This is a genomic window from Streptomyces sp. CC224B (genome assembly GCF_030010595.1).
Lineage (GTDB): Bacteria > Actinomycetota > Actinomycetes > Streptomycetales > Streptomycetaceae > Streptomyces > Streptomyces longispororuber.
Genome location: NZ_JASCXL010000070.1, coordinates 37,603 through 50,574, shown reverse-complemented (window position 1 = coordinate 50,574; position 12,972 = coordinate 37,603). Strand labels below are relative to the sequence as shown.

14 protein-coding genes are annotated in these 12,972 nt (G+C 74.5%); 5 read left to right on the top strand and 9 right to left on the bottom strand.

What is annotated here, in order from left to right; translation table 11 throughout:
- Window positions 1–554 precede the first annotated feature (554 nt).
- Together QK440_RS26115 and sigE are read right to left on the bottom strand one after the other, a co-directional pair.
- On the bottom strand, window positions 555–1,529 hold the full coding sequence (locus QK440_RS26115) for a zf-HC2 domain-containing protein (protein ID WP_282795655.1): 975 nt from the start codon (window positions 1,527–1,529) through the stop codon (window positions 555–557).
- Window positions 1,526–2,296: an RNA polymerase sigma factor SigE gene (gene sigE / locus QK440_RS26110; RefSeq protein ID WP_282795654.1), complete on the bottom strand. Its 771-nt coding sequence runs from the start codon at window positions 2,294–2,296 to the stop codon at window positions 1,526–1,528. The genes QK440_RS26115 and sigE overlap by 4 nt, the downstream gene beginning before the upstream one ends.
- Before the next feature lie 135 nt (window positions 2,297–2,431).
- Between sigE and QK440_RS26105 the strand changes: the two genes are divergently transcribed.
- The gene (locus QK440_RS26105; RefSeq protein WP_282795659.1) at window positions 2,432–3,130 is read left to right on the top strand and encodes an O-methyltransferase; all 699 of its coding nucleotides are present in this window, start codon (window positions 2,432–2,434) and stop codon (window positions 3,128–3,130) included.
- A 724-nt stretch (window positions 3,131–3,854) separates the two neighbouring features.
- Here the strand turns inward: QK440_RS26105 and QK440_RS26100 are convergent.
- Window positions 3,855–4,022: a DUF3117 domain-containing protein gene (locus QK440_RS26100; protein WP_003966491.1), complete on the bottom strand. Its 168-nt coding sequence runs from the start codon at window positions 4,020–4,022 to the stop codon at window positions 3,855–3,857.
- Between the two features lie 358 nt (window positions 4,023–4,380).
- Here QK440_RS26100 and QK440_RS26095 point away from each other — a divergent pair, with 358 nt between their 5' ends.
- A complete protein-coding gene (locus QK440_RS26095) occupies window positions 4,381–5,181 on the top strand; it encodes an enoyl-CoA hydratase-related protein (protein WP_282795653.1) in 801 nt (266 codons plus the stop codon).
- 21 nt (window positions 5,182–5,202) lie between these two features.
- On the opposite strand, the gene QK440_RS26090 is transcribed toward QK440_RS26095, so the two are convergent.
- A complete protein-coding gene (locus QK440_RS26090; protein ID WP_282795652.1) occupies window positions 5,203–5,781 on the bottom strand; it encodes a DNA-3-methyladenine glycosylase I in 579 nt (192 codons plus the stop codon).
- Window positions 5,778–6,215: a DivIVA domain-containing protein gene (locus tag QK440_RS26085; protein WP_282795651.1), complete on the bottom strand. Its 438-nt coding sequence runs from the start codon at window positions 6,213–6,215 to the stop codon at window positions 5,778–5,780. The genes QK440_RS26090 and QK440_RS26085 overlap by 4 nt, the downstream gene beginning before the upstream one ends.
- A 195-nt stretch (window positions 6,216–6,410) precedes the next feature.
- Here QK440_RS26085 and folP point away from each other — a divergent pair, with 195 nt between their 5' ends.
- Window positions 6,411–7,271, top strand: a complete 861-nt coding sequence (gene folP / locus QK440_RS26080) for a dihydropteroate synthase (RefSeq protein WP_282795650.1) — start codon at window positions 6,411–6,413, stop codon at window positions 7,269–7,271.
- Window positions 7,272–7,495: 224 nt separating this feature from the next.
- On the opposite strand, the gene QK440_RS26075 is transcribed toward folP, so the two are convergent.
- Together QK440_RS26075 and dapE are read right to left on the bottom strand one after the other, a co-directional pair.
- Window positions 7,496–8,248: a TIGR00730 family Rossman fold protein gene (locus QK440_RS26075; RefSeq protein ID WP_282795649.1), complete on the bottom strand. Its 753-nt coding sequence runs from the start codon at window positions 8,246–8,248 to the stop codon at window positions 7,496–7,498.
- Window positions 8,249–8,388: 140 nt separating this feature from the next.
- A complete protein-coding gene (dapE, locus tag QK440_RS26070) occupies window positions 8,389–9,480 on the bottom strand; it encodes a succinyl-diaminopimelate desuccinylase (protein WP_282795648.1) in 1,092 nt (363 codons plus the stop codon).
- Between the two features lie 174 nt (window positions 9,481–9,654).
- On the opposite strand from dapE, the gene QK440_RS26065 reads away from it, so the two are divergent.
- Window positions 9,655–10,572, top strand: coding sequence for a heavy metal transporter (locus QK440_RS26065; RefSeq protein ID WP_282795647.1), 918 nt, complete (start codon window positions 9,655–9,657; stop codon window positions 10,570–10,572).
- A gap of 301 nt (window positions 10,573–10,873) precedes the next feature.
- The gene (locus QK440_RS26060) at window positions 10,874–11,275 is read left to right on the top strand and encodes an ATP-binding protein (protein WP_282795646.1); all 402 of its coding nucleotides are present in this window, start codon (window positions 10,874–10,876) and stop codon (window positions 11,273–11,275) included.
- Between the two features lie 121 nt (window positions 11,276–11,396).
- On the opposite strand, the gene QK440_RS26055 is transcribed toward QK440_RS26060, so the two are convergent.
- Both QK440_RS26055 and fdxA read right to left on the bottom strand, forming a co-directional pair.
- Window positions 11,397–12,482, bottom strand: coding sequence for a bifunctional succinyldiaminopimelate transaminase/glutamate-prephenate aminotransferase (locus QK440_RS26055; RefSeq protein WP_282795658.1), 1,086 nt, complete (start codon window positions 12,480–12,482; stop codon window positions 11,397–11,399).
- Window positions 12,483–12,633: 151 nt separating this feature from the next.
- Window positions 12,634–12,954: a ferredoxin gene (fdxA, locus tag QK440_RS26050; protein WP_030686520.1), complete on the bottom strand. Its 321-nt coding sequence runs from the start codon at window positions 12,952–12,954 to the stop codon at window positions 12,634–12,636.
- Window positions 12,955–12,972: the final 18 nt, after the last annotated feature.

The window sequence follows — 12,972 nt, the reverse complement described above, 5'->3', positions numbered from 1 at the left end:
GTCCGGCGGTGTTGGGGGCGTCGCGGCGGGGGGGGGGGGGGGGGGGGGCCGCGGCCCGGCGGGCGCCCGCGGGGCCCCGGCGCGCGGGGGGGGGGGCGCCCCGGGGGGCGGCGCCGGGAGCGGGGGCCGTACCGGGGGCCACCGAGGGAGTGCCGGAGGACGCCGCAGCGGGGCCCGCTGCGGGGGTGCCGGAGGACGGGGCCGTGCCGGGGCTCTCCGCCGGGGCGCCGGACGCCGGAGCCGTGTCCGCGCCGTGGGGCCGCGTGGGGGCCCCGGGCGCCGGGGCCGTCCCGGGCTCCCCGGCCGGGCCGCCGGGGGCCGTGCCCGGGGCGGGCGGGGCTTCCGGGGTGGTGGGCTGGCGGCCGGGCGTCGAGGGCCCGGGGACCGTCGCCCCGGGGCCGTGGGAGCTGTCCGCTGCCCCGCCCGGCCCCGTGCCCACGCCGCCCGCGTTTACGACCTCGTCCATGCTCTCCCCAACAACTGCCCCGCGGCGGACGCCGATTCCGTGCCCCCTCGGGCACACCGGGGAATTCAACCAGGTCCGCGCGCGGACGTCAGTGGATCTCCGCCGTCCCGCGCCGCTGGGCGAGGCCGGGCGGTGGTGTCGCGTCCGCCGTGGCGTTGAGCGTGAGCCCCGCGGCGGGTCCGGCCGGGCCTTCCGGGGCGACGGCGCGGACCAGCGGCGACATGACCCCGGCCCCGGCGAGCAGTGGAGCCGCGAGGTGCTGGGGCGTGCGCGACGACGGGCCGGGGGCGCCGGAGAGCAGCGGCACGGCGGTCGTCGTCGGCGCGGGTGCCTGGGGGCGCTGGCCCTGGACCGAGAAGGGGCTGGTGCCCCGGCGGCGGGTGGACTCGGAGACGCCGCCGACGGGAGTCTGGGCGCGGGGCGGTGAGGCGTTGCTGTTCGTCCCGGAGCCGCCCGTGCGCTGCTCGCCGGAGCCGAGCGGGGCGTTCACCGTGACGCCGCCCAGGGCGATCGCGGCGAGCGACACCGCGCCGGCCGCCGCGAAGGCGAACCGCCGCCCGCGCCAGCCGGGCCGCTCGGGCTCGGCCCTGCCGACGGCATGGATGCGGAAGCCGCGCTGCTCGCTGGGCAGCACCGCGGCGTGGGCGCCCGGGGGCACGTACCCGGCGAGGGGCCCGGCGCGGCCGCCGCGCACGGAGAAGACCCCGCCGGGGGGCAGCCCGGAGTCGGACGAGCCGGTGGCGAAGCCGTCGTCGTCCACGGGGGTGCGCGGACCGCCCCGGCCGTCGAGGTCGTCCAGCTCGTCGAGGCTCATGCCCGGGAGGTTCTGCAGCCGGGCGAGGAAGCTCTCGCTGGGCGGCGGCGCCGCGGTCCGCGCGAACACGCTCTTGAGCCGGCGCTGGGCGTCGGCCTCACTCTTGCAGGTGGGACAGGTGGCCAGATGCGCGAGCACCCGCTCGCGCGCGTCATGACCGAGCTCACCGTCGACCAGCGCGGCGAGTCGGTCTCCCAGATGCTGCTCGGCACAGTGCCGCTCGGCAGGATTCGACCGTGATCCACTCACGCGGTCGCGCCCCCTCCTCCCAGCGCCACGGCGCCGGTGACGGCGAGCGACCGGCGCTCGGCACGCGCCTCGGGCGACCGGTGCTGCAGGGCCTTGCGGAGCTGGGAGCGGCCACGGTGGATACGGCTGCGGACCGTACCGAGCTTGACGTCCAGGGTGGCGGCGATCTCCTCGTACGACAGGCCCTCGATGTCGCACAGGACGACGGCGGCGCGGAACTCGGGCGCGAGGGTGTCGAGCGCCTGCTGGACGTCCGCGTCGAAGTGCGCGTCGTTGAACACCTGCTGGGGTGACGGCTCGCGGCTCGGCAGCCGCTCGGCGGCGTCGTCCCCGAGCGCGTCGAACCGGATGCGCTGCTTGCGGCGCACCATGTCCAGGAAGAGGTTCGTGGTGATGCGGTGCAGCCAGCCCTCGAAGGTGCCGGGGGTGTACGTGGACAGGGAGCGGAAGACGCGGACGAAGACCTCCTGGGTGAGGTCCTCGGCGTCGTGCTGGTTGCCCGTCAGGCGGTAGGCGAGGCGGTAGACGCGACCGCTGTGCGTGCTGACGATCTCTTCCCAGGTGGGAGGAGTCCACGTCTGGGCATCCGCGTCAGCGGCAAAGGTCGCGGTCTGAGCGGAGTCGGCGTGGTCGGCGGCAGCGGTGTCGGTCACGGATTTCGGCCTACCCGCCAACCTGAGGAGGCGCCGGAGCGATCCTCCTCTGTCCGCGGACGCGGCCGCACCTCCCCTGTCGGCTCTGGTGGTGTCCAGTGGAGCCCCTACCATAACCACCTCGCCCGTTAGCTCCGGATAAGTGTTTTTACCTAGATTTGCCTCTTGGACCTGCGGTGCCGCCCGGCCGTCCGTGCCGTGATCCATCCGTTCCCCCGTCCGCTCACACCCTCCTTAACGCGCGGTCCCATCTGCGGGTTCCCGGGCCCAACGGATACAGTCACCGCCAGGCAACCACGGGGACAGGAGAGGGCCATTACCGCCAACCGGCAGACGAGCTGGGCGTTCGCCGACGCCTTTGTCGCCGAGGACGAGGCGCTGCTCTGGGCCCGCGAGCGCGCGCGGGAGGCCGGGGTGCGCTCGGTGTCGCCCGGCGCCGGCGCCGCGCTGCGGCTGCTCGCCGCCACGGTGGACGCGAAGGCCGTCGCCGAGATCGGTACGGGCACCGGGGTGTCCGGCATCCACCTGCTGCACGGCATGCGGCCCGACGGGGTCCTGACCACCGTCGACTCGGAGCCGGAGCGGCAGCAGCTCGCCCGCATGGCCTTCCGGGCCGCCGGCTTCGCCGGGAACCGCGCCCGCTTCATCCCGGGCCGCGCCCTTGACGTCCTGCCGCGTCTCGCCGACGGGGGCTACGACCTGGTGTTCTGCGACGGCGACCGCATGGAGTGCCTCGACTACCTCGCTGAATCGTTGCGCCTGCTGCGTCCCGGGGGGCTCGTCTGTTTCGAGGGCGTCCTCTTCGACGGCCGCACCGTCGACTCCGGGCCGCAGCCCGTGGAGGTGCTGCGGTTGCGGGAGCTGTTGCGGGCGGTGCGGGAGAGTCAGGAGCTGGTGCCGTCGTTGTTGCCGGTGGGGGACGGGTTGCTGTGTGCGGTGAAGCGGTAGTGCTTCGCTGAAGCGTGGTGCCCTTGCCTGCGGGCCGCTCCCGCCGCGCGCGGTTCCCCGCGCCCCTGCCGGGCCGCTTTCCGCCCGGCCCGGGTCTGCCCTGCGGGGCCTGGCCGCCGGATCTTCACTGCCGGTTGTACGTGGCTGAGCGCGCAGTTCCCCGCGCCCCCTTCGGGGTGCTCGCGCTCGGCCCGGGTTTGCCCTGCGGGGCCCGATCCGCCGTGTCTTCACTGACGGTCGGTTGGGGCTGGGCGCGCAGTTCCCCGCGCCCCCTTCGGGGCGCTCCTGTGCGGCCCTGGATTGCCCTGCGGGGCCCGATCCCTCGTGTCTTCACCGACGGTCGGTCGTGGCTGGGCGCGCCGTTCCCCGCGCCCCCTTTGGGGCGCTCCCGCTCGGCCCGGGTCTGCCCTGCGGGGCCCGATCCGCCGGATCTTCACTGCCCGTCGGTCGTGGCTGGGCGCGCAGTTCCCCGCGCCCCTTTCGGGGCGCTGCCGCCCGGCCCGGGTTTGCCCTGCGGGGCCCGATCCCTCGTGTCTTCACTGACGGTCGGTTGGGGCTGGGCGCGCCGTTCCCCGCGCCCCTTTCGGGGCGCTGCCGCTCGGCCCGGGATTGCCCTGCGGGGCAGTTCGGTGTGGTCCTTCGGGGGCTTTCGGAGGGGGTTCATAGCACTGCCCCGGCATCTCGTACGATGCCGGGGCAGTGGAAAAGTATGGGCGCCTGCGCGTCAGCCGACGACCTTCTTCAGGGCGTCGCCGAGTGCGTCGGCCTCGTCCGGGGTCAGTTCGACGACAAGTCGACCGCCGCCTTCGAGCGGAACGCGCATGACGATGCCCCGCCCCTCCTTGGTCACCTCGAGCGGGCCGTCGCCCGTCCGCGGCTTCATGGCCGCCATGCTCGTTCCCCTTCCTGAAACCAGCTTGTCGCAGCCGACAACCCAGGTGTCACCGGCATCGAACACATTGCTTCCAGGTCATTATCCCGCATCGCGGGACCCGATGACCAACATCGGTCGGCATCGCTTGCGCAACGCGCGCCCGCAAAACCACTCAATTCGGCGATGTGGCTGCAATACTTCGGCGCCCCAGGCGCTTCTCGCGCCTCACATTCTTTGACGCAGGTCACATCCCCGGCCGCATACCGGTGGCCGATGATCTAGGTCATGCTGGGCGCACCGGAGCCCCGGGACACGCCGCCCCGGGGGCGTGCGCCCACAGGGCAAGCCACACAGGACCAGCGGAGGGGACCCCACCATGGCCGACACCGTGCTCTACGACGTGAGCGACGGGCTCGCGACGATCACGCTGAACCGCCCCGACGCGATGAACGCGCTGAACACCGAGGCGAAGGTGGCCCTGCGCGAGGCCGCGCGCGAGGCCGGGGCCGACCCCGCGGTGCGTGCGGTGCTGCTCACCGCGACCGGCCGGGCCTTCTGCGTGGGCCAGGACCTCAAGGAGCACATCGGCGTGCTCCAGGAGGCGCGCGCGTCGGGCTCGGGGCAGACGATGAGCACGGTGCGGGAGCACTACAACCCGATCGTGCGCGCGCTGACCGGCATGCCCAAGCCGGTGGTGGCGGGCGTCAACGGCGTGGCGGCCGGCGCGGGCTTCGGCTTCGCCCTCGCGGCCGACTACCGCGTGGCCGCGGACACGGCGTCGTTCAACACCTCGTTCGCCGGGGTGGCCCTGACCGCCGACTCCGGGGTGTCCTGGACGCTGTCCCGGCTGATCGGCCAGAGCCGCGCCGCCGACCTGCTGCTCTTCCCGCGCGGCCTCAAGGCCCAGGAGGCGTACGACCTGGGGATCGTCAACAAGGTGGTGCCCGCGGACGCCCTGGCCGACGAGGCGCGCGCGGTGGCCCGCGCGCTGGCCGACGGGCCGACCCTCGCCTACGCGGCGCTCAAGGAGTCCCTCGCGTACGCGGCCGGGCACTCCCTGGACGAGGCCCTGGACAAGGAGGACGAGCTGCAGACGAAGGCGGGCGCGTCCGAGGACCACGCCATCGCCGTGCAGGCCTTCCTCGACAAGGCCCAGCCCCGGTACCTGGGCCGCTGACGCCCCCGGGCGCGGCGCGTGTCAGGCGCCGCGGGCCACGCAGTCCGCGAGGTGGTCGTCGACCAGGCCGCAGGCCTGCATCAGGGCGTACGCCGTGGTGGGGCCGACGAAGCGCAGGCCGCGCTGCTTGAGGGCCTTGGCCAGGGCCGTGGACTCGTCCGTCACCGCGGGCACCTCGGCCAGGGTCCGCGGCACCGGGCGGACGGCCGCGTCCGGCGCGAACGACCAGATGAGGCGGTCGAGTTCGCCCTCGGGCCAGTCGGCGAGCACGCGCGCGTTGGCGAGCGTCGCGTCGACCTTCGCGCGGTTGCGGATGATGCCCTCGTCGGCCAGGAGCCGCTCCCGGTCGGCGTCCGTGAACTCCGCCACCGCGGCGATCTCGAAGCCGGAGAAGGCGGCGCGGAAGCCCTCGCGGCGGCGCAGGATCGTGATCCACGACAGGCCCGACTGGAAGGCCTCCAGGCACAGCCGCTCGAAGAGCGCGTCGTCGCCGTGGACCGGGCGGCCCCACTCCTCGTCGTGGTACGCCACGTAGTCCTCGGTGGACAGGCCCCAGGGGCAGCGCAGGGCGCCGTCCGGGCCCGCGACGGCGCCGCTCACCGGTCCTCCTCCGGGCGCTCGGCCGGGCGGTCGGCCGGACGGTCCTCGGGGACGGGGCCGGGGCCGGGCTCCTGGGCGGCGTACTCCCCCGAGCCGTACCGCTGGAAGAGGCCCGGGCCGCCGACCGCCGTGGCCTGGGCGCCCGCGAGGGCGGTCTCCAGCTCGGCGATCCGGGCGTCCCGCTCGGCCAGTTCGGCGCCCAGGCGGTCGAGTGCCTCGTCCACGTCCACCATGCGGTAGCCGCGGACCGTCGTCGGGAAGCGCACCGCCTCCACGTCGGCCCGGCGCAGCGGCCGGTCCGGCGGCAGCGGGTCGGCGAACCGCTCCGGCTCCGCCTCCGGCAGCACGCCGCCGCCGGAGCCGCCCAGGACGGCCAGCGTCACCGCGGCGACCACTACCACGAGGGCGATGACCAGGAACAGGAACATGACCATCTGTGCGGGTCCCCACGCTCGGATGCCGACCGCGGCCGGTCGGCACGGAACTGTCTGGCTTACTGTCTGGCTCCGATCGTGCCATGCGGCTGTGACAGTTAAGGTCGCAGGCGGCGGGGGCCGTCAAGGTCCGCGACGCGATCGGTGACGACGGGGCCGCCGGTGACCACAGGGACGACAGGAGGCGCACAGGGGATGCTCAGGCTGGGCAGGCGCGTGTTCGAGGCGCACGAGCCGGTGATCATGGCGATCGTGAACCGGACCCCGGACTCCTTCTACGACCAGGGCGCCACGTTCCGCGACGAGCCCGCCCTCGCGCGCGTGGAGCAGGCGGTGGCCGAGGGCGCCGCCGTCATCGACATCGGCGGCGTCAAGGCCGGTCCCGGCGAGGAGGTCACCGCCGCGGAGGAGGCCCGCAGGACGGTCGGGTTCGTCGCCGAGGTGCGGCGGCGCTTCCCCGACGTCGTCATCAGCGTCGACACCTGGCGGCACGAGGTCGGCGAGGCCGTGTGCGAGGCCGGGGCCGACCTGCTCAACGACGCCTGGGGCGGGGTCGACCCGAAGCTCGCGGAGGTCGCCGCGCGGTACGGGGTGGGGCTCGTGTGCACCCACGCCGGCGGGGCGCGGCCGCGGACGCGGCCGCACCGCGTGGAGTACGAGGACGTCGTGGCCGACATCCTGCGGGTGACCGTCGGGCTCGCCGAGCGGGCCGTGGCCCTCGGTGTGCCCCGGGAGTCCGTCCTGATCGACCCGGGGCACGACTTCGGCAAGAACACGCGGCACTCGCTGGAGGCGACGCGGCGGCTCGGTGAGCTGGTGGACACGGGGTGGCCCGTGCTCGTGTCCCTGTCCAACAAGGACTTCGTCGGGGAGACGCTGGACCGGCCCGTCAAGGAGCGCGTGATCGGGACACTGGCCACGACGGCGGTGTCGGCGTGGCTGGGGGCGCAGGTGTACCGCGTGCACGAGGTCGCGGAGACGCGGCAGGTGGTGGACATGGTCGCCGCCATCGCCGGCCTTCGGCCTCCTGCGGTGGCCCGGCGCGGGCTGGCCTAGCCCCGGGGCCCCGCCCCTGGACCCCGCGACCGGGGCTTCGGCCCCTGGGCCCTGTGACCAGCGCTTCGGCCCTGGCTCCGTGATCGGCGCTCCGCGCCTCGTCCTCAAACGCCGGACGGGCTGGAATCCTCCGCCGGACGGGCTGGAATCCCCTGTCCGCGGCACCGAACGCCGGACGGGCCGGAGGGCTTCCGTCCGGCGTCCCGTCGCCGCGGGGGGGGGGGCTACCCGCTCACCTCCTTGGTGACCAGGCTGACCGCCTCCTCCACCTCGTCCGTCACGTGGAACAGCATCAGGTCGTGCTCGGAGGCCTTGCCCTGGGCCACCACCGTGTCGCGGAGCCAGTCGACCAGGCCGCCCCAGTAGGCGGAGCCGAAGAGGACGATGGGGAAGCGGGTGACCTTGCGGGTCTGGACGAGGGTGAGCGCCTCGAAGAGCTCGTCGAGGGTGCCGAGACCGCCGGGCAGTACCACGAAACCCTGCGCGTACTTCACGAACATGGTCTTGCGGACGAAGAAGTAGCGGAAGTTGACGCCGATGTCGACGTGCGGGTTGAGCCCCTGCTCGAAGGGCAGCTCGATGCCGAGCCCGACGGAGACGCCCTGGGCTTCGCGGGCGCCCTTGTTGGCGGCCTCCATCGCGCCGGGCCCGCCGCCGGTGATCACCGCGAAGCCCGCCTCCACGAGCGCCCTGCCGATGCGCACGCCCGCCTCGTACTCGGGCGTGCCGGGGCGGGTGCGGGCCGAGCCGAAGACGCTGATGGCGCTGGGGAGTTCGGCGAGGGCGCCGAAGCCCTCGACGAACTCGGACTGGATGCGCATGACGCGCCAGGGATCGGTGTGCACCCACTCCGTGTCACCGCCCTCGGTGTCGAGGAGCCGCTGGTCGGTGGTCCCGGGCGTGATCTGTTCACGGCGCCGCACCACCGGCCCCAGGCGCTGCTCCTCCGGCGGACCCTGCGCTTCCGGATTGCCCATGAACATCCCCTTCCGCTGACGGCCGGACCCGGACCGGTTGCCCGGTCCGGGTCCGGCTCACTCGTTGTGCCACTTCAGCGTAGGTCTACGGGCGTTACGAGCGGCGTAATTCCCGGAGGCGGCAGGGGCCGGGCAAGGGGTCAGGACGTGAGCCAGGCGCGCAGCCGGGCCTCCGCCTCGGGGATCAGCGAGGCCTGGACGCGCTCGTCGACCTTGTGGGCGAGCAGCGGGTTCCCGGGGCTGTAGTTCACCGCGGGCACCCCGAGGGCGCTGAAGCGGGACACGTCGGTCCAGCCGAACTTGGGCCGGGCCTCGCCGCCGACGGCCGCCATGAAGGCCGCCGCCACGGGGTGGTCGAGGCCGGGGCGCGCGCCGCCCGAGTGGTCGTCCACGACGAACTCGTCGACGCCGCAGTCGGCGAAGTACTCCCGGACGAAGGCCTCCGCCTCCTCGGGCGTGCGGTCCGGGGCGTAGCGGAAGTTGACGACCACCGTGCAGGAGTCGGGGATGACGTTGGTGGCGACGCCGCCCTCGATGCCGACGGCGTTGAGGCCCTCGTGGTACTCCAGGCCGTCGACGACGGGCTTGCGCGGCTCGTACGCGGCCAGCCTCGCGAGGATCGGGGCGGCCGCGTGGATCGCGTTGGAGCCCATCCACGCGCGCGCGGAGTGCGCCCGCTCCCCCGTGGTCTTCAGGTGGACGCGCAGGGTGCCCTGGCAGCCGCCCTCGACCTGGCCGTCGGTGGGTTCGAGCAGCACCGCGAAGTCGGCCGCCAGCCACTCCGGGTGCGCCTCGGCGAGGTGCCCCAGGCCGTTGAGGTGGGCGGCGACCTCCTCGTTGTCGTAGAACACGAAGGTGAGGTCGCGGTTGGGCTCGCGCACGGTCTGCGCGATGCGGAGCTGGACCGCGACGCCCGCCTTCATGTCGCAGGTGCCGCAGCCCCACAGCACGCCGTCCTCGTCCAGACGCGAGGGCACGTTCCCGGCGATCGGCACGGTGTCGATGTGGCCGGCCAGGACGACGCGCTCGGCGCGGCCCAGGTCGGTGCGCGCGACCACGTTGTTCCCGTGCCGGTCGACCGTCAGGTGCGGCAGGGCGCGCAGCGCGGCCTCGATGGCGTCCGCGAGGGCCTTCTCCTCGCCGCTGGGCGACGGGATGTCGACGAGCGCGGCGGTCAGCGCGGCGGCGTCGGCCGTGAGGTCCAGCGGGGCGGGGGCTGTGGTTCGGTCCATGGCTTCGACCCTAACTCTCCGCCCGCGGGCGCCCGCTGCCGTGGTCGGGCCGCCGGACGGACCGGCGGACGGACCGATGGCCGGACCGGTGGACGGACCGGTGGACGGACGGGCGGACTGTCTCCTTCCGTATTCGCGCCGGCACGGTCGGTGCGCTCCAGTACCTTGGTGCGCGTGCCCGAGCCGTCCCCTTTCGTACGGCGCGGCCGCCTCCCGCGCGCCGGGGCGGCCCTCGCCGTCCTGCTCGCCGTCGTGGCCTACGTGGTGGTGCAGTACGTCTCCGGCAGCCGCTCCGCGGCCCGGTGCGCGGTGGTGTCGGGCAACGGCGACGGCGCGCGCTACGAGATGGCCGCGGAGCAGGCCGCCAACGCCGCCACGGTCGCCGCCGTGGGCACCCGGCGCGGCATGCCGGAGCGCGCGGTGGCCATCGCCCTCGCGACCGCGCTCCAGGAGTCGGGGCTGCGCAACATCCGCCACGGCGACCGCGACTCGCTCGGCCTGTTCCAGCAGCGCCCCTCGCAGGGCTGGGGCACCGCGCGGCAGATCATGGACCCGGTGTACGCCTCGGTGCGGTTCTACGACCGCCTCGGCAAGGTGCCGGGCTATTCGCGGCTGCCTTTGACGGTCGCCGCCCAGCGCGTGCAGCGCAGCGGCTTCCCGCAGGCGTACGCGAAGCACGAGCCGGACGCGGTGCTGCTCGCCGCGGCGCTCACCGGGCGCACCTCGGCGACGCTGACCTGCGAGGGGGGTCCGGGCGCCGCGGCGGGCGGCCCGGAGCGGGTGCGGCGGGCGCTGGTGCGGGACTTCGGGCGGGAGGTCCTGCCCGAGGACGCCCCCGCGCGCGGACGCACGGTCCGCGTCCCGGTCGCGCGGGCCACCGCCGGCCCGCCCGGCGGCGGCGCCCCGCACCGCGGCTGGGAGCTGGCGCACTGGGCGGTGGCCAACGCCTCGGAGCTGGGCATCGCGCGGGTGGCGTACGCGGGCCGGGAGTGGCGTGCCGGGGACGCGGGGGACGCGTGGCACACGGGGGACTCCGGGGCGGCGGGGACCCGGGCGGGTGTGCGCGACGTCCGAATCGTCGCTGGGCAGTAGTGCGGGCGACCCCTCGAACGAGGGACGGCCGACCCCGCCGCCTGACGTGCCGCGGGGGGTCGCGGGCGCACCGGACGGGAGCTTCAATTCCCCTGCGGGGAACGGGGGTTGATACCCCGAGGGCGCCTTTCCCCCCAGAGTGTTTGCCCGAATTTATCCGCAGCCGATAATGCGACGCATTACCAACTCTTTACGTTGTCCCACCGCAACTTTCAGGGACTTCGAGCGGTAGTCACTGCGTCTGAAGGCCGGACGTCCTCCGGCCGGCACACATCACCTTTCACTCCCGCTAAGGAGCATCATGTCCCTCCCCCTGACCCGTCGGATCGCCCGTGCCGCGCTGCTGGTTGCGGCGGGAGCGGCACCCGTGGTCGGTGCGGCCGGCTCCGCGAACGCCGCCGACCTGCCGGACGCGTCCAAGCTGGGCGGGCTCTCCGCCGTCGACCCGGGCAGCCTGGGCAACACGGTCGACGGCGCGGCGCAGAAGGCCAGCGGCGCGGCCGCGGACACCGGCAGCAAGGCCGTCAAGAAGGGCGTGCCCACGGCCGGGAAGACGGTCGGCAAGAGCGCGAAGACCATGGCCCCCGCCGCGAAGGGCGCCGCCGACGACGTGACCGAGGGGGCCGGCGAGGTCCTGGGCGAGGCGACGGGCAAGGACCTGCCGACGCAGCAGCTCCCGGTGAAGTCGCTGCCGCTGACCTGAGCCTCCGGGCCGGGTACGCGCGAAGGGGTGCGGGGAGCCACACGGCTCCCGGCACCCCTTCGCGCTGTGGCGCCCCGGCCCGGGCGAACGGACCCCCCGGCCCGGGCGGGCGGACCCGCGCTCAGCCCAGGCGGGCCACCGCCGCCGCCACCCGCTCGTCCGTCGCCGTCATCGCCACGCGGACGAACCGCTCGCCGGCCTCGCCGTAGAAGTCGCCCGGGGCCACGAGGATGCCGAGCGAGGCCAGGTGCGCGACCGTGTCCCAGCAGGACTCGTCGCGGGTGGCCCACAGGTACAGGCTCGCCTCGCTGTGCTCGATGCGGAAGCCGTGCCGCAGCAGGGCCTCGCGGAGGGCGGCGCGGCGGGCGGCGTAGCGCTCGCGCTGGGCGTGCACGTGGGCGTCGTCGCCGAGGGCCGCGACCACGGCCGCCTGCGTCGGGGCGGAGGTCATCATGCCGCCGTGCTTGCGGATCTGGAGGAGGTCGCCGAGGACGGCGGCGTCACCGGCGAGGAAGGCCGCGCGGTAGCCCGCGAGGTTCGAGCGCTTGGAGAGGGAGTGCACCGCCACGACGCCCTCGTACGAGCCGCCGCACACGTCCGGGTGCAGGACCGACACCGGGTCGGCCTCCCAGCCCAGCTCCAGGTAGCACTCGTCGCTGGCGAGCAGGACGCCGTGCTCGCGGGCCCACGCCACGACCCGGGTCAGGGTGTCCTTTGACAGGACACGGCCCGTGGGGTTGGAGGGCGAGTTGAGCCACAGGAGCTTCAGGTGCGTGGGGTCGAGGTCCAGCGGGTCCTCGTAGGTGACGTGACCGGCGCCGGCCAGGCGGGCGCCGACCTCGTACGTCGGGTAGGCCAGGCGCGGGTACGCCACCACGTCGCCGGGGCCGAGGCCGAGCTGGGTGGGCAGCCAGGCGACGAGCTCCTTGGAGCCGACGACCGGCAGGACGTGGTGGTGGGTGAGGCCGCGGGCGCCCAGGCGGCGCCCGCACCAGCCGGTGATCGCGTCGCGCAGCTCGGAGGTGCCCCACACCGTCGGGTAGCCGGGCGAGTCGGCGGCCGCGATCAGCGCCTTCTGCACCTCTTCGGGCACGGGGTCGACCGGGGTCCCGACGGAGAGGTCGACGATGCCGTCGGGGTGGGCGGCCGCCGTCGCCTTGTACGGTGCGAGCCTGTCCCAGGGGAAGTCGGGCAGGCGGCCGCGCAGCGTCGCGTCGGCGGGGCGGTGGGCGGCGGGCGGACGGCCCGGGACGGCTGGCACGGGATGGCTCCAGGCAGTGAGTCGTACGTGTACAAAAGCCCCGGCCCCGTACAGCGGCCATGGCCGTACGGGACCGGGGCGGCGCCGGCGGGGCCGCTTACTGGTTCTGCGGCGGCAGCGCTGCGACGAAGGGGTGGTCGCGCTCGATCAGGCCGAGCTTGCTGGCGCCACCGGGCGACCCGAGCTCGTCGAAGAACTCGACGTTCGCCTTGTAGTAGTCCTTCCACTCCTCCGGAGTGTCGTCCTCGTAGAAGATCGCCTCGACCGGGCAGACCGGTTCGCAGGCTCCGCAGTCGACGCATTCGTCCGGGTGGATGTACAAGGACCGGTTGCCCTCGTAAATGCAGTCGACCGGGCACTCCTCGATGCACGCCTTGTCCTTGACGTCGACACAAGGCTGCGCGATGACGTAGGTCACGCTGTCGTTCCTCCTCGA